The organism is Streptomyces minutiscleroticus, assembly GCF_014650875.1.
Classification (GTDB): domain Bacteria; phylum Actinomycetota; class Actinomycetes; order Streptomycetales; family Streptomycetaceae; genus Streptomyces; species Streptomyces minutiscleroticus.
The window spans coordinates 1-16,201 of sequence record NZ_BMVU01000100.1 but is presented as its reverse complement, the minus strand read 5'-3'; the positions used below and the strand labels follow the sequence as shown (position 1 = coordinate 16,201).

Here is a 16,201-nt window from a genome sequence, read left to right as displayed (position 1 = left end):
ACCACGGCCCGCAGATAGCTCTCCCACAGCCCCGAACCGGCCCCGATCCAGTCGTAGCCGAGGCCGACGACGACCGCGGTCCCGTAGACGTAGCCGAAGAACAGCAGCAACTGCGCCACACCGCACAGCACGTACGCCGCCGTGCCCGCCCGTGCCGGTACCACCGTGTCGAGCGGCGAGGAGACCGGGGCCGGTGGCCCGTTCCCCGCCCCTGGGCCCGGTTCCGCGAGCGCCGCCGCGAGGTCGCGGATCGTCCGGTGCCGGTAGATGTCCTTCATCGACACCGCCGGCAGGTCGTCCCGTTTCCTGACCCGGGCGCAGAACTGCGCCATGACCAGCGAGTCGGCCCCCAGGTCGTCGAAGAAGTCGCTGTCGGCGGGCACCCGCTCGCTGCGGACCACGCCGGCCAGCGTCTCGGCGAGACGGGCCTCCAGGCCGGACGCGCCGGCGGTCGTGGACGGTGCTGGTACGGACGTGAACACATGGGTGGTCGAACGGTCTTCAGAAGCAGCCACGCTGTGAACTCCTCGCTGAACACTGTCACATGGTCGGTTGCGCCGGGCGCACGTCGCCGGCCTCCGCGGCCCGCTGGACGGGCGGCGGCGGTGAGAAGGGGGGTACGGGCGGCCGGCGGCGCGGAGGGTGACCCCGGTGGCCGCCTCCAGGGGGCGGAAGGACCACCGGGGTCGGGCGGACTCCGGCGGGTGCCCGGGCCGGCCCTGGGAGTGCCGGCCCGGTGCACCGTCCGCCCCCGTCCCGTCCCCGGTCCGGCGGCCCCGCGGCACGTCACCCGGTGAACGGGCCCGGGTGGTGCGTTCCGCGTGCGCCGCCGCGGAGGGTGCGTCGGAGACGGGACGACACGGCCGCGCGGCGATGGGCGGATCCCGCGGGACCCGCGCGCCGGACGGCCCGCGTCACGGTGTCCGGTGTCTTCCCGGCTCGCGCGGGCCGGACGGTGCGCGTTCGTCCGTACGGGAGGAAGCGGGCTCCCGCACGGGGACGTGCCGCGCCGGACCGGGGCCTTCGGGGCCCGTCCGCGCGGGCGTGTCCGCGACACCGTCAGGGGTCATCGTCACGCTGCCGGGAAGGAGCGGAGCGCCGTGGAGGACGCGTTGTGTGCCATGTCCTCCACGATTGAAGAATCTCGCCGCGCACGGCATCCGGCGGTCCACTGGAAAAGTTCGGCCGGACGACGGACCGGGCTCCTCCGGACGGCCGGAGCACCCCCGTCGCCCGGCCGGATTCGGCGCCGGGCCGCCGCGGCGCCCCCGCGCCCGTGATAGAGGAGGACCCGGGCCGCGGGACGGTGCCGGCGGGCCCGCCCCCGGGTCAGGGGCGCGGCCGGCGCGCGGCGGGCGGCGGTGCCGTGCTCTCGCGCACCACGAACGTCGTGGGCACGAGCGTGGTGCCGTGCTCGGCGCCGCCGTGGCGCATGCGGTGCAGGACCCCCTCGACGCACAGGCGTCCCACCTCGGCGAAGTCCTGGTGGACCGTGGTGAGGGGCGGCAAAAAGGAGCCCGCCTCCGCTATGTCGTCGAAGCCGATGACGCTCACGTCGTCGGGGACCTTCCTGCCCCGCTCGGCCAGGGCGCGCAGCAGGCCGAGCGCCATCTGGTCGTTGGCGGCGAACACGGCCGTGCAGTCCGGCTCGTCGGCGAGCCCCAGGCCCGCGCGGTAGCCGGACTCCGCCGACCAGTCGCCCCGTACGACGGCCGGCACCTCGCGCCCGGCCGCGGTGAGCTCGGCCCGCCAGGCGTCGGCGCGGCGCTGGGCGGCGTAGGACTCCTCGGGGCCCGCCAGGTGCCACACGGTGTGGTGGCCGAGGTCCAGCAGGTGGCGCACGGCGGTGCGGGCGCCGCCGGCCTGGTCGGTGTCGACCACGGTGAAGCGGTCGCCGGCGTCGGAGTCGGCCACCACGACCTGGATGTGCGGGGGCAGGGAGAGGGTCGCCTCGTCGAGGAGGTGGACCTCCTGGATCACGATGACGGCGTCGACGGCCAGTTCGCTCAGCCGGGAGAACGCGCCGCGCACCTCGTCCTGGGTGGGGACGGCGACGGGCAGCAGGGTGACGGCGTACCCCTCCTGCGCGGCGGAGACGGCGATCGCCTCCAGCGTGCGCACGTTGCCCGTGCTGGACAGGCCGAAGGTGATCACACCGATGGTGCGGAACTCGCCGCTCTTCAGGGCCCGGGCCGCGCTGTTGGGCCGGTAGCCCAGCTCCTTCATGGCGGCGAGCACCTGCCGCCGGGTCTCCTCGGCCACGCCGGAGTAGCCGTTGGACACACGGGAGACGGTCTGGGAGGAGACACCGGCCAGGCGCGCGACGTCGGCCATGGACGCGCTCTGCGCGCGGCGGACGGCCCGTTTCCGGGGGCGGGCCCCTCCCGGCGCTCCGGCCGCGATGCCGTCTGCTGTGTCCACTGGTCGTTCCTCACCTCGTGTGCTGCGGTTTCTCCGAACGGCCCTTGACCACCGTCGACGGAGCAGTGTAGACATTCGGCCATCAGATGTTTACGTAAACATAACACCCTCCGGACACCTCTCCGGCGGTCGATGTTTGCGCAAACATCCCGGCAGACGCCGGCTCACGAGGCACCTTGCACGAGCGGGGAACGACAATGACGACGCTACGCCCCCCGGTGGCCGCACACCGCCCCACGGCGCGGACCCGGACGAAACGGGACCGCCGGTCCTGGACCGGATGGGGTTTCATGGGGCCCTTCGCGGCCGTCTTCGCCCTGGTCTTCCTGGCGCCCATCGCGTACTCGATCTACCTCAGCCTGTTCCGCGACCAGTTGATCGGCGGCACCACCTTCGTCGGCCTCGACAACTACACGCAGGCCTTCCAGGACGACAAGTTCTGGGCCTCCGTCGGGCGGGTGTCGCTGTTCCTGGTCGTCCAAGTGCCGATCATGCTGGGCATCGCGCTGCTGGTCGCCCTCGCCCTGGACAGCGGCCGGCTCTACGGCAGGGACTTCTTCCGCATATCGATCTTCCTTCCGTACGCGGTGCCCGCCGTGGTCGCCACCCTCATGTGGGGCTTCATGTACGGCACCCGCTTCGGCCTGCTGGGCGACGTCAACGACGCGTTCGGCGTCTCGCTGCCCGACCCGCTCTCCCCCGACCTCGTCCTGGCGTCGATCGGCAACATCGTCACCTGGGAGTTCGTCGGCTACAACATGCTGATCTTCTACTCGGCGCTGCGGGTGATCCCGCACTCGCTCTACGAGGCGGCCGAGATCGACGGCGCCGGGCAGTTCCGGGTCATCGCGGCGATCAAGCTCCCCGCGATCCGCGGCGCCCTCGTCATCGCCACGATCTTCTCGATCATCGGCAGCTTCCAGCTGTTCAACGAGCCGAGCATCCTGCGCAACCTGGCGCGCAACGCCATCACGACGTCCTACACGCCGAACTACTACACGTACTCGCTGTCCTTCTCGGGCCAGCAGCACAACTACTCCGCGACGGTCGCCATCATCATGGGCCTGATCACCATGGTGATCGCCTACGTGGTCCAGCTGCGCGGCATGCGCAAGGGAGCGTGAACGATGAGCCACGTCACCACCGCCTCCCCGGCCGCACCGCGGCACGCGACCGGCACCGCTCCCCGGCTGCGCACCCCGCGCCGCGCGCACACCCCCGGACGCCCCCGCCGCAGCGTGCTGCTGACCGTGCTCACCGGCCTGGTCCTGCTCTACACCCTCGTGCCGCTGCTCTGGCTGGTCATCAGCGCGACCAAGACGCAGGAGGGCCTGGCCGGCTCCTTCGGCCTGTGGTTCGACGGGGACTTCGCCCTGTGGGACAACATCCGGCAGACGTTCACGTACGACGACGGCGTGTTCACCCGCTGGCTGCTCAACACCCTGCTGTACGTGGCGGTCGGCGCCGGCGGCGCCACCTTCCTGGCCGTTCTCGGCGGTTACGCGCTGGCGAAGTTCACCTTCCCCGGCAAGCGCGCGGTCTTCGCCGTCGTCATCGGCGCCGTCGCCGTGCCGGGCACCGCGCTGGCGGTCCCCACCTTCCTGATGTTCAGCGAGATGGGGCTGACCAACACACCGTGGGCGGTCATCGTCCCGTCCCTCATCTCGCCGTTCGGCCTCTACCTGATGTGGGTCTTCGCCTCCGAGGCCGTTCCCACCGAGCTGATGGAGGCCGCCCGCATGGACGGCGCGGGCGAGGTGCGGACCTTCTTCCAGGTCGCGCTGCCGCTGCTGGCGCCGGGCATCGTCACCGTCCTGCTGTTCACCATGGTCGCCACCTGGAACAACTACTTCCTGCCGCTGATCATGCTCAAGGACCCGGACTGGTACCCGCTCACCCTGGGCCTCAACAGCTGGAACGCGCAGGCCCAGACGGCCGGTGGCGAAGTCGTCTTCAACCTCGTCATCACCGGTTCGCTGATCACCATCCTGCCCCTGATCGCCGCCTTCCTGCTGCTGCAGAAGTACTGGCAGTCCGGCCTGGCCGCCGGAAGCGTCAAGGAGTAGGCCCGCCGGGGCCGCCCCGCGTCCCCTGTCCGCAACACCCCGTGTCACCGCTGCCCCCGTCCCACTCGCCGACCGGCGACGATGAAGTGGAAGCCCTCATGTCCCTGAGAACCCGCCGCATGGTGCGCGGCCTCGCCCTGTTCTCCGCCCTCGCCCTGGGCGCCACCGCCTGCGGCGGCTCGGACGACGACGCCTCCGACCGGAAGGAGGTGTCCGCCGCCGACATCGACGCGGCCCTGGACAAGGGCGGCACCGTCACGGTGTGGGCGTGGGAGCCCACGCTCAAGCAGGTCGCCGCCGACTTCGAGAAGGCCCACCCCAAGGTCGAGATCGACCTCGTCAACGCGGGCACCAACAGCGAGCAGTACAAGGCCCTGGACAACGCCGTCTCGGCGAAGAAGGGCGTCCCCGACGTCGCCCAGATCGAGTACTACGCGCTCGGCCAGTACTCCCTGACCAAGGGGGTCAGCGACCTGAGCCGCTTCGGCGCCGACAAGCTCTCCGACCAGTACTCCCCCGGTCCGTGGAACGCGGTGACCGACGGCGACGGCGTCTACGCCCTGCCGATGGACTCCGGCCCGATGGCGCTGTTCTACAACAAGAAGGTCTTCGACAAGTACGGCATCGAGGTTCCCGCCACCTGGGACGAGTACGTCGAGGCCGCGCGCAAGCTGCACAAGGCCGATCCCAAGGCCTACATCACCAACGACATCGGCGAGGCCGGCGCGACCACCAGCCTGCTGTGGCAGGCCGGTTCCCGCCCCTACCAGGTCGACGGCACCAAGGTGAAGATCGACTTCACCGACAAGGGCGCCAAGGAGTACACCGACACCTGGCAGAAGCTGCTGGACGAGAAGCTGGTCGCGCCCATCAACAGCTGGACCGACGAGTGGTACCAGGGCCTGGGCGACGGCACCATCGCGACCCTGTCCACCGGCGCGTGGATGCCCGCCAACTTCGTCTCCGGCGTGAAGAACGCCTCCGGCGACTGGCGCGTGGCCCCGCTCCCGCAGTGGAACGCCGGCGAGGAGGCCGGCGCGGAGAACGGCGGCAGCGCCCTGGCCCTGCCCGAGCTGGGCAGGAACAAGGAGCTGGCCTACGCGTTCGTCGAGTACGCCAACTCCGGCGAGGGTGTGAAGACCCGCCTCGAGGGCGGCGCGTTCCCGGCGACCACCGAGGACCTCAACTCCTCGGAGTTCCAGAACACCGAGTTCCCGTACTTCGGCGGCCAGAAGGCCAACGAGATCTTCGCCGACTCGGCCGCCCACGTCGCCGACGACTGGTCGTACCTGCCCTACCAGGTCTACGCCAACTCCATCTTCAACGACACCGTCGGCAAGGCCTACGTCTCCGGCACCAGGCTCACCGAGGGCCTGAAGGCCTGGCAGGACGCCTCCGTGAAGTACGGCGAGGAGCAGGGCTTCACCGTCGAGCAATGACGCCCGCCCCACCCCGACCAGCAGCACTCGCACGCCGCGCCGCCCGGCGCGCACCGGAAGGACCGCTCATGACCTCCGCTCTCCCCCTGCTGCCGCACGGGCCGGACGGTGACCCCGCCCGCCGCCTCGCGTACGGCGCCGACTACAACCCCGAGCAGTGGCCGCGCGAGGTGTGGCGGGAGGACGTCCGCCTGATGCGCGAGGCGGGCGTGAACATCGTCTCCGTCGGCATCTTCTCCTGGGCCCGGCTGCAGAAGGCCGAGGACGAGTGGGACTTCGGCTGGCTGGACGAGGTCATGGACCTGCTGCACGCCGGCGGGATCGCGGTGGACCTGGGGACCGCCACCGCCTCCCCGCCGCCCTGGCTCACCGCGGCGCACCCGGAGATCCTCCCGGTGACCGCCTCCGGTGAGACGGTGTGGCCGGGGGCGCGGCAGCACTGGCGGCCCACCTCGCCGGTGTTCCGCCGGTACGCGCTGCGGCTGGTGCGCACCCTGGCCGAGCGGTACAAGGACCACCCGGCGCTGGTGGCCTGGCACGTCAACAACGAGCTCGGCTGCCACAACGTCTACGACTTCTCCGACGACGCCGCCCGCGCCTTCCGCGACTGGCTGCGCGCCCGCTACACCACGCTGGACGCCCTCAACCACGCCTGGGGCACGGCGTTCTGGTCGCAGCACTACACGGAGTGGGAGCAGATCCTCCCGCCCCGCCTCGCCGCGTCCCACCCCAACCCCACGCAGCAGCTCGACTTCAAGCGGTTCTCCTCCGACGCGCTCAAGGAGCACCTGCGCGCCGAGCGGGACCTGCTGCGCGAGATCACCCCCGGTGTGCCCGTCACCACCAACTTCATGGTGATGGGCGGCACCAAGGGCATGGACTACGCCGACTGGGCCGGCGAGGTCGACTTCGTCTCCAACGACCACTACGTCCTGCCGGGACCGCAGGACCGGGACGAGCTGTCCTTCTCCGCCAACCTGGTCAGCGGCATCGCGGGCGGGCGCCCGTGGTTCCTCATGGAGCACTCCGCGAGCGCCGTCAACTGGCAGCCGGTCAACGTGGCGAAGCGGCCCGGCGAGCTGGCCCGGGACTCGCTGCTGCACGTCGCGCACGGCGCCGACGCCGTGTGCTTCTTCCAGTGGCGCCAGTCGGCCGCCGGGGCCGAGAAGTACCACTCGGCGATGGTGCCGCACGCCGGTCAGGACAGCGACCTCTTCCGCTCCGTGGCCGCGCTCGGGCGGACCCTGCGCACGCTCGCCCCGGTCGCGGGCAGCGAGCGCGAGCCCGCGCCGGTGGGCATCGTCTTCGACTGGGACTCGTGGTGGGCGAGCGAGCAGGACTCCCACCCCACCTCGCTCCTGGACTACCGCCGGGAGGCGCTCGACTGGTACTCCGCCCTGCTCTCGCTGGGCGTGCGGGCCGACGTCGTCACCACCACGAGCGACCTCGGCCGGTACCGGGTCCTGATCGCGCCCGTGCTGCACGTGGTCCCCGCGGCGCTGGCCAAGGAGCTCACCCGGTACGCGGAGAACGGCGGCCACCTGGTCACCACCTACTTCTCCGGCATCGTCGACGAGAACGACCACGCCTGGCTCGGCGGCTACCCCGGCGCCCTGCGCGACCTGCTGGGCATCCGCGTCGAGGAGTTCGGCCCGCTGCTCGACGGCGACCGCGTCGAGCTGGAGGGCGCCGCCGACGGCACCCTGTGGACCGACCGGATCGACGTCACGGCCCCGGACGTGGAGGTGCTGGCCCGCTACCGCGGCGGCGCGTACGCGGGCCGCCCCGCGATCACCCGCCGCGCGGTGGGCCCGGGCTCGGCCGCGTACGTCTCCACCCGGCTGGGCGCGGACGGCCTCGCGGGCCTGCTGCCGAGGCTCCTCGGCCCCGCCGGGGTCGCCGGCGAACTGCCCGAGGGCGCGGCGGGGCGGGTGGAGCTGACCGTGCGCCGCGACGCGGACAGCCGCTACCTGTTCCTGGTCAACCGCACCGACGAGGACGTGCCGCTGGCCGGGCTCGCCGGGGACCTCCTCGTCGGCACCCGGGACGACGCGGGCACCGTGGTCCTGTCCCCCCGGGACGTGGCCGTGGTGCGCCGGCCCGTCGGCTGAGACCCCGGGGACGCATCCCGCACCACCCTGTGAACGGCACCACCCTGTTCCAAGGTCGCACCGTCGTGTCCGGACCGGGCACGACGGTGCGGCGTGCAGCGACCACCACCGAAGTCGGGAGCACACGATGGCACGCCGTACCCGTATCCGACCGCGGCTCCTCGGGACCCTCTGCGCCACCGCACTGGCGACCGGGACCGCCCTGGCCACCGCCCCGCCGACGACCGCGCAGTCCGCGGCGGCCGCCGTCACCGTCCGGCCCGACCCCTCCTACCAGCAGGAGAGGTTCGAGGGCTGGGGCACCAGCCTCGTCTGGTTCGCCAACGCCACCGGCGACTACCCCGACGAGATCCGCGAGAGACTGGCCGACCTCCTCTTCGGCGACGACGGGCTCGCCCTGAACATCGCCCGCTACAACATAGGCGGCGGCAACGCGCCCGACGTGAAGGACTACCTCCGCGCCGGCGGGGCCGTCGAGGGCTGGTGGAAGGCCCCCGAGGGCACCACCCGCGAGGACACCGGCTGGTGGAGTCCAGGGGACGCGGCCGACTGGAACGAGGACGCCGACGCCACCCAGCGCTGGTGGGTCGAGCGGATCAAGGACGACGTCGACCGCTGGGAGACGTTCAGCAACTCCCCGCCGTGGTTCATGACGCAGAGCGGCTACGTCTCCGGCGGCTTCGACGCCGGCGCCGACCAGCTCAAGGAGGAGTCGGTCGACGACTTCGCCGCGTACCTGGCCGGGGCGACGAAGAGACTGGAGAAGGCGCACGGGATCCAGGTCGACACCGTGGACCCGTTCAACGAGCCCAACACCACCTATTGGAGCACCCGCCTCGGCGCCGACGGCGAGCCGGTCGGCGGCCGCCAGGAGGGCGCCCACATCGGCCCCGGGCTCCAGCAGAAGGTCATCCGCGCGCTGGCCCCCGCCCTGAGGAAGGCGAGGACCGGCGCGGAGATCTCCGCGATGGACGAGACCGACCCGTCGATCTTCGCGCAGAACTGGACCACCTATCCGCAGGACGTGCGCGACCTCGTCGGGCGGATGAACGTCCACACCTACGGCACCGGCCGGCGCACCACCGTGCGCGACCTCGCCAAGGCGGCGGACAAGCCGCTGTGGATGAGCGAGGTCGAGGGCGACTGGGGCGACGGGCAGGACTTCGAGGACATGCGGCCCGGCCTCGGACTGGCCCAGCGCATCGTCGACGACCTGCGCGAACTGGAGCCCCGCGCCTGGGTGTTCTGGCAGCCCGTCGAGGACTACGACAACATGAGGCCGGGCGGCGAGTCGGCGAAGGGCGGCAACTGGGGCAGCATCCAGCTCCCGTTCAGCTGCACCGCCGCCGACACCCTGGAGACCTGCCCGGTCCGGACGAACACCAAGTTCGACACCGCCCGCAACTTCACCCACTACATCAAGCCCGGCGACCGGCTGATCGGGACGGACGACACCTCCAGCGCCGCCGCCGTGGCGAAGAGGGGCGACGCCGCCACCGTCGTGCACGTCAACGGCACCACCGAGGCCCGCACGGTCGCACTCGACCTGTCGAAGTTCGGCCGCGTCGCCCGGGGCGCCACCGTCACACCGGTCGTGACCAGCGCCGACGGCAAGCTGGAACGGGAGAGGGCGGTGAAGGTCACCGACCGGCGGGCCACCGTGACCGTACCCGCCCAGTCCGTCACCTCCTTCCTCGTGAAGGGTGTGTCCGGCGTGGCGGAGGACGCCGCGCCGCTGCGCGAGGGCCACACCTACGAGCTGACCGGCGTCCAGAGCGGCAAGCGGCTCACGGTCGCGGACGACGGCACGCACCTCGTCGTCCGGGGCGCGGACGCCGACGCGGCCGGTTCCGCGCAGCAGTGGCGGCTGAAGCGGATCAGCGGCGACACGGGCAACCGGCAGCGGTACCTGTTCGCGAACCCGGCCGAGGGCAAGCGGCTCGCCGTCCGCGACGGCGGCCCCGTCCTGGAGGCGGACCGCGGCCGCCGCGACGCGGCGGCCCAGTGGATCCCGTCGACGACCGGCGACGGCACCTGGACCCTCGTCAACGCCGCCACGGGAAGCCTCCTGGAGGTCGGCGGCCAGGCCACGGCGGACGGTTCCGCCGTGGCCTGGCCACCCAACTCCGGCGCCAACCAGCGGTGGCGGATCACCGAGGCGGCGGCCGGGCGGGACCGGGCGTAGCCGTCCAAGGCCCTGACGACACGGTGGGACGGCCCGCGAAGGGCCGTCCCACCGTGTCGTCCCCGCCGGGACGGGGCGCTCAGCCCCTCAGGGCGGTGAGGGTGCTGTCCAGGTCGGTGTCCCGGGCGCGGTTGTACGGGAGCTTCGACAGGACGCGGGCCATGCCGCAGGTGTCGGTGACGGCGGAGAAGACCAGGCCGCAGGCGACGCCCGCGGAGAGCAGGCGGGCCTTGGGCAGGCGCCGGCCGGCCAGCAGCCCGGCCAGCACCAGCGAGCCTGCGGCGAGCCGCACCTGCCGCTCCATGGCCCAGGTCGTGCGGACGGCGCCCACGGGCCGGTCGATGTCGTAACCCTGCCGGGCCCAGGCGGTGGTGCCGCCGGTGAGGGTGGCGGCGTCGACGCCGCGGCCGGCCAGGCGCTCGCCCGCCTGCGCGGAACGGGCGCCGGAGGCGCAGACGAGGAGGAGGCCGCCGCGGTCCGCGACGTCCTCCAGGACGGGCAGGGCCTCGTCGAGGAGGTCCAGGGGGACGTTGTGGGCGCCGGGCAGATGGCCGGCGGCGTACTCGCCCGGCGTGCGCACGTCGACGACGGTCAGCTCGCCCAGCCGGTCGTGGGCCTGCTGCGGGGTGAGGGCGGTGGTGCTCACGTGGTGCGTTCCTGTTCTGGGCTCGGGACGTTGTCCCTGGTCACCGTACCCGGACAGGCGGGGGCGAGACGTACTCCACTGGACTGAAGGAGCCGGCGTGGGGCTGACGGGGCGGCCGTGCCCCTCCCCCGCCCGCGGCCGCCGTCTCCCGGTCGCCGACGGGCGGCCTCGTCCGCCTCGCGAGAAAGCGAGCACCGTGGACCGGCTCCGTGCCACTGTGCCCACTGTGGCGGCGTCGGCCCTCTCCCTCACCTCCGTCCCTACATCCTCACCGCCGTCACCTGCGCTTTCCCAGGACCCCGCAACCGAAGGGCGAGTAAGGTTAGGCTAACCTGCACACTGTGAAAGCAGGTACAGAAGCTGCCGGCGGGCCGCGGCGGCGCGGACACGAGCTGTCGGCCGTAGGTGTGACGGTGGCGTACGGCGGTGTCGACGTCGTGCACGACGCCGCCCTCTCGCTCCGGCCCGGCGAGGTGACCGCGCTCGTCGGCCCCAACGGCAGCGGCAAGTCGACCCTCCTGCGGACGCTGGCGCGTCTGCAGCGGGCGCGCGGCGGCGCGCTCACCCTCGACCCCGGGACCGACGACGCCGCCGACGGCTTCGCCCTCACCGCCCGCCGGTTCGCGCGCCACGTCGCGCTGCTGACGCAGAGCCGCCCCACGCCCGGCGGGCTCACCGTCCGCGACGTCGTCGAGTTCGGCCGCTACCCGTACCGCGGCCGCTGGGGCCGCCCCGACCCGGACGGCGCGGCCGCGGTGGACCGGGCACTCGGCATGACGGGCGTGACGGACCTCGCCGGACGCGGCGTCGAGCACCTCTCCGGAGGACAGCTCCAGCGCGTGTGGATCGCGAGCTGCCTCGCCCAGGAGACCGGCGTCCTCCTCCTCGACGAGCCGACCACCTACCTCGACCTGCGCTACCAGGTCGAACTCCTGGACCTGATGCGCGACCTGGCGGACGACCACGGGATCGCGGTCGGCGTCGTCCTGCACGACCTGGACCAGGCGGCGGCCGTCGCCGACCGGATCGCCCTGCTCGACGCGGGCCGGATCGTCGCCGACGGCACCCCCGGGGACGTGCTGACGCCCCGGCTCCTCACCGACACCTACGGCATCCGGATCGAGGTCGACACCGACCCCTCGACCGGGCGGCCGCGCACGCGCGCGATCGGCCGTCACCACACCCGTACCGAAAGGCACCGCCCCTCATGAAGCGCCCCCTCCTCGCCGTGGCCGCCGTCGCGGCGCTCTCCCTCACCGCCTGCGGTACCACCGAGTCCGCCGCCCCGGCCCCGGACGCCTCCGCCGGCCGGATCACGCTGACCGACGCGACGGGGGCGAAGGTGACCCTCGACGGCCCCGCCACCAAGGTCGTGGGCACCGAGTGGGGCGTCGTCGAGGACCTCGTCTCGCTCGGCGTCGACCCCGTCGGCGTCGCCGACGTCAAGGGCTACACCACCTGGGACGAGGCGGCCCCGCTGACCGGCGGCCCGAAGGACATCGGCACGCGCGGCGAGCCGAGCACCGACACCGTCGCGTCGCTGAAGCCGGACCTGATCGTCGCGACCACCGACCTGTCGTCCGCGGCGCTGAAGCAGCTGCGCAGGATCGCCCCGGTGCTGGCGGTGAAGTCGGCCGACGCCTCCGACCAGATCGGGCTGATGAAGGACAACCTCGACCTCATCGCCGAGGCGACAGGCACGAGCGAGCAGGCGGAGAAGGTCGTCGAGGAGTTCGACGCGAAGCTCGCCGCGGGCAGGAAGGCCCTGGCCGCCGCCGGGTTCGCCGGGAAGAAGCTCGCTTTCGCGGACGGCTACGTCGCCTCCAACCAGGTCTCGATCCGCCCGTACACCGGCGGTTCCCTGATCGGGGCCGTCAACGAGGAGCTGGGGCTGGAGAACGCCTGGACCGTCGAGGGCGACAAGGCCTACGGGCTCGCCACCACCGACGTCGAGGGGCTCACGAAGCTCGGTGACACCGAGTTCGCCTACATCGCCAGCGACAGCGACGGCGGCGACCCCTTCGCCGAGGACCTCGCGAAGAACTCCGTGTGGACGTCGCTGCCGTTCGTGAAGGAGGACCGGGTGCACCGGCTGCCCGAGGGCATCTGGATGTTCGGCGGACCGGCCTCGATGGGCGCGTACGCCGACGCCGTCGTCGACGTGCTGACGAAGTAGCGCCGTGACCGCCACCGCAACCGCTCCCGTCGTTCCCGACGCGCGCACGACCACGTCCAGGGCGGGCGCGGTCGTGGTGCCGGCCGCGCTCCTCGTGCTGGTCGCGGTGCTGGCCGTCGTCGACGTCACCCAGGGCACGGCCGCCGTCGGCGCCGGCGACGTGTGGCGGGCCCTGACCGGCCGCGCCGCCCCGGGCGACGCCTCCGTGGTCGTCGCCTCCCGCCTGCCGCGCATGGCCGCCGGCATCCTCGTCGGCGTCGCCCTGGGCACGGCGGGCGCCGCCCTGCAGGCCGTCAGCCGCAACGTGCTCGCCGCCCCGGACACCCTGGCGGTGAACGCCGGCTCCTATCTGGCCCTCGGCGTGCTCGCCGTCACCGGTGCGTCGTTCCCGCTGCTGGCCTCCTCCGGCGTCGCGTTCGCGGGCGGCCTCGCGGCGGCGGCCCTCGTGCTCGGCCTGTCCGGGCCGGGGACCGGGACCGTACGGCTCGTCCTGGCCGGCAGCGCCCTCGCGCTCGGCCTCGGCTCCGTCACCGACGCGCTGCTCCTGCTCTTCCCCGAACGGACCGACGGCCTCTACGCGTGGAGCCAGGGCAGTATCGGCCAGAACGGCTTCGACGGGGTGGCGCGGATGGCGCCCGTCGTCCTGCTCGGCCTCGCCGGGCTCGTGCTCGCCGCCCGCCGGATCGACGCCCTGTCCCTGGGCGACGAGGCGGCCCGCGGGCTCGGCGTCCCGGTCCGCGCCACCCGGTTCACGGCGGTCGTGCTCGCCTCGCTGCTGTCCGCGGCGGCGGTCACGCTCGCCGGACCGGTCGGGTTCGTCGGCCTGTGCGCGCCCGCGCTGGTCCGGCCCCTCGCCCGCCGCTTCCGGGCGCTGGTGCGGGCGCGGACGGGTCTGCCCGTCGCCGGGCTCACCGGCGCGGCGCTCGTGCTCGGTTCGGACGTGGCGCTGCGGGCCCTGGTGCCCGCCGAGTCCGCCGTCGCGGTGCCCACCGGCGTCGTGACCAGCGTCGTCGGCGCCGTGTTCCTCGTCGTCATGGCGCTCCGCACGCGGGGCGCCGCCGAGGCGGCGGCCCCGGACCGGCTGCGCGTCCCGGACCGGACGGCGTACGCCGTGACCGTGGCGGTCCTCACCGCCGTCCTCGTCGGCACGGTGATCGCGGCGGTGCTGCTCGGCGACAGCAAGCTCCTGCTCGGGGACGTCGCCAACTGGGCGCGGGGACAGGCGGGGCAGACCGTCTCGTACGTCCTCGACACCCGCGTGCCCCGGGTGCTCGCCGCGCTCCTCGCGGGCGCGGCGCTCGCCCTGGCCGGCACCCTCGTGCAGGCCGTGACCCGCAACCCGCTCGCGGAGCCCGGCGTCCTCGGCGTCTCCGGCGGCGCGGCCCTCGGCGCCGTGCTGCTCGTCACCACGGTGCCGCTCGCCGGGTCGTGGAGCATCGCCGGTGCCGCCTTCGCGGGCGCCGCGCTCGCCTCGGCGCTCGTCTTCGGGCTCGCCGCGCGCGGCGGGTTCCAGCACACCCGGCTCGTCCTCGTGGGCGTCGGCGTGTCCGCCGGGACGACGGCGCTCATCAGCCTGTTCATCGTCCTCACCGACCCGTTCAACGCGACGAAGGCGCTGACCTGGCTGTCGGGCTCGACCTACGGGCGCACCGCGCCGGACGTGCTGCCGGTCGCCGTCGTTCTGGCCGCCGCCCTCGCCGTGGCCGCCGCCCGCCGCTCGGAACTCGACCTCGTCGCGCTCGACGGGGACACCCCGAGGCTCCTCGGTCTGCGCCTCGGCCGCGCGCGCCTGGGCTTCCTGCTGGTGAGCGTCCTGCTCAGCGCGACCGCCGTGGCCGCCGCCGGCACGATCGGCTTCGTGGGCCTCGTGGCGCCGCACGCGGCACGCGCCCTCGTCGGACGGCGGCACGCCCGTGTCCTGCCCGTCGCCGTGCTCCTGGGCGCCGCGCTCGTCTGCGCCGCGGACCTGCTCGGCCGGACCGTCATCGCCCCGGCCCAGCTCGGCGCCGGCCTCACGACCGCCCTCGTCGGCACGCCGTACTTCCTCTGGCTGCTGGTCCGCAACCGGAAGTGAGCCCGGGTGCGGGGGCCCCGCACGCTGTCACACGGTGTCCGACCGCCGCACGCCGGGACCGGGCCGGGACCGGCACCGTCAGGCGGCGGCCCGGCGGGCGTCGCGGAACTCCCGCGCCGCCGCCATCTGGGCGTCCAGCGCGTCACGGGTGTGCAGCAGTTCCTCGATGTGGGCGGAGAGCCGGTCGCGCTCCTGGCTCATCCGCTCCATCGCGGCGTCGGAGTTCTCGTCGCTGGGGGCGTCCCTGCACGGCATCAGATCGAGGATGGTGCGGCTGGACAGCCCGGCCGCGTACAGGCGCCTGACGAAGGCGACCCGCTCGACGTCCTCCTCCCCGTAGTGCCGCTGCCCGCCGGCGGTGCGGACGCTGGTGAGCAGCCCCTGCTCCTCGTAGTAGCGCAGCGACCGGACGCTGGCGCCGGTCCGCGCCGCGAGTTCGCCGATCCGCATCTCGCCCTCCCTGCCTGTGACCTCGGCCACACGACTTGCCCCTCACATCGATGTCAGGTTCTAGCGTACCTGCCGGGCCCGCCGTTCCGGGTCCTCCGCCCCTCCGTGGCACCGCGGGCCGGTGCGGACCAGTACGAAGGAGTTCCGGCATGACCACGTTGTTCGACCGCCACCGTCTCGGTGACCTGGAGCTGCCCAACCGCGTGGTGATGGCCCCGATGACCCGGGTCCGCGCCGCCGCCGGGGGCCTGGCCACCCCGTCCATGGCGGCCTACTACGCCCAGCGGGCCAGCGCCGGGCTCATCGTCAGCGAGGGGGTGCAGCCGAGCCTGCTCGGGCAGTCCAACCCGGGCACGCCGGGTCTGTACACCGACGAGCAGGTGGCCTCCTGGCGGCCCGTCACCGGCGCCGTGCACGCCAACGGCGGGCGCATCTTCGCCCAGCTCATGCACGGCGGCCGGGTCTCCCACCCCGACACCACCGGCCTCCAGCCGGTCGGGCCGTCCGCGGTCGCCGCCGCGGGCGAGGTGTTCACCCCGACCGGGCCGCAGCCCGCGCCCCTGCCCCGCGCCCTGGAGACCGCCGAGGTGCCCGAGCAGGCCCGCTCGTACGCCGAGGCCGCCCGGCGCGCCG

Annotated in this window: 13 protein-coding genes; 9 read left to right on the top strand and 4 right to left on the bottom strand. The window is 73.4% G+C overall.

Annotated features, from left to right (window positions below):
* On the bottom strand, positions 1-515 hold a 515-nt coding region (locus IE271_RS38395), incomplete at its 3' end, for an acyl carrier protein (RefSeq protein ID WP_229919891.1).
* An 814-nt stretch (positions 516-1,329) separates the two neighbouring features.
* Positions 1,330-2,334 carry a LacI family DNA-binding transcriptional regulator gene (locus IE271_RS38390; protein WP_373308907.1) on the bottom strand — a complete coding sequence of 335 codons (1,005 nt, stop codon included), beginning with the start codon at positions 2,332-2,334 and terminating at the stop codon, positions 1,330-1,332.
* 284 nt (positions 2,335-2,618) lie between these two features.
* Here IE271_RS38390 and IE271_RS38385 point away from each other — a divergent pair, with 284 nt between their 5' ends.
* The 5 genes from IE271_RS38385 (at position 2,619) to IE271_RS38365 (ending at position 10,222) form a co-directional block, all read left to right on the top strand.
* Positions 2,619-3,545, top strand: coding sequence for a carbohydrate ABC transporter permease (locus tag IE271_RS38385; protein WP_190195090.1), 927 nt, complete (start codon positions 2,619-2,621; stop codon positions 3,543-3,545).
* Between the two features lie 3 nt (positions 3,546-3,548).
* Positions 3,549-4,487, top strand: coding sequence for a carbohydrate ABC transporter permease (locus IE271_RS38380; RefSeq protein ID WP_190195089.1), 939 nt, complete (start codon positions 3,549-3,551; stop codon positions 4,485-4,487).
* Between the two features lie 98 nt (positions 4,488-4,585).
* On the top strand, positions 4,586-5,926 hold the full coding sequence (locus IE271_RS38375; RefSeq protein WP_190195088.1) for an ABC transporter substrate-binding protein: 1,341 nt from the start codon (positions 4,586-4,588) through the stop codon (positions 5,924-5,926).
* A gap of 68 nt (positions 5,927-5,994) precedes the next feature.
* The gene (locus IE271_RS38370; RefSeq protein WP_190195087.1) at positions 5,995-8,037 is read left to right on the top strand and encodes a beta-galactosidase; all 2,043 of its coding nucleotides are present in this window, start codon (positions 5,995-5,997) and stop codon (positions 8,035-8,037) included.
* Between the two features lie 127 nt (positions 8,038-8,164).
* The gene (locus IE271_RS38365; protein ID WP_190195086.1) at positions 8,165-10,222 is read left to right on the top strand and encodes an RICIN domain-containing protein; all 2,058 of its coding nucleotides are present in this window, start codon (positions 8,165-8,167) and stop codon (positions 10,220-10,222) included.
* 79 nt (positions 10,223-10,301) lie between these two features.
* On the opposite strand, the gene IE271_RS38360 is transcribed toward IE271_RS38365, so the two are convergent.
* Positions 10,302-10,868, bottom strand: a complete 567-nt coding sequence (locus IE271_RS38360; RefSeq protein WP_190195085.1) for a rhodanese-like domain-containing protein — start codon at positions 10,866-10,868, stop codon at positions 10,302-10,304.
* A 341-nt stretch (positions 10,869-11,209) separates the two neighbouring features.
* Between IE271_RS38360 and IE271_RS38355 the strand changes: the two genes are divergently transcribed.
* From IE271_RS38355 to IE271_RS38345, 3 genes are read left to right on the top strand one after another with little or no spacing between them, the layout of a single operon-like run.
* The gene (locus IE271_RS38355; protein ID WP_190195084.1) at positions 11,210-12,079 is read left to right on the top strand and encodes an ABC transporter ATP-binding protein; all 870 of its coding nucleotides are present in this window, start codon (positions 11,210-11,212) and stop codon (positions 12,077-12,079) included.
* On the top strand, positions 12,076-13,044 hold the full coding sequence (locus tag IE271_RS38350) for an iron-siderophore ABC transporter substrate-binding protein (protein ID WP_190195083.1): 969 nt from the start codon (positions 12,076-12,078) through the stop codon (positions 13,042-13,044). The genes IE271_RS38355 and IE271_RS38350 overlap by 4 nt, the downstream gene beginning before the upstream one ends.
* Before the next feature lie 4 nt (positions 13,045-13,048).
* A complete protein-coding gene (locus tag IE271_RS38345; RefSeq protein ID WP_190195082.1) occupies positions 13,049-15,118 on the top strand; it encodes an iron ABC transporter permease in 2,070 nt (689 codons plus the stop codon).
* A 78-nt stretch (positions 15,119-15,196) separates the two neighbouring features.
* Here the strand turns inward: IE271_RS38345 and IE271_RS38340 are convergent, their stop codons facing one another.
* The gene (locus tag IE271_RS38340) at positions 15,197-15,568 is read right to left on the bottom strand and encodes a MerR family transcriptional regulator (RefSeq protein WP_190195092.1); all 372 of its coding nucleotides are present in this window, start codon (positions 15,566-15,568) and stop codon (positions 15,197-15,199) included.
* A 149-nt stretch (positions 15,569-15,717) separates the two neighbouring features.
* Between IE271_RS38340 and IE271_RS38335 the strand changes: the two genes are divergently transcribed.
* Positions 15,718-16,201 (top strand): oxidoreductase (locus IE271_RS38335; protein WP_444546153.1); only part of this gene is annotated, 484 nt, incomplete at its 3' end.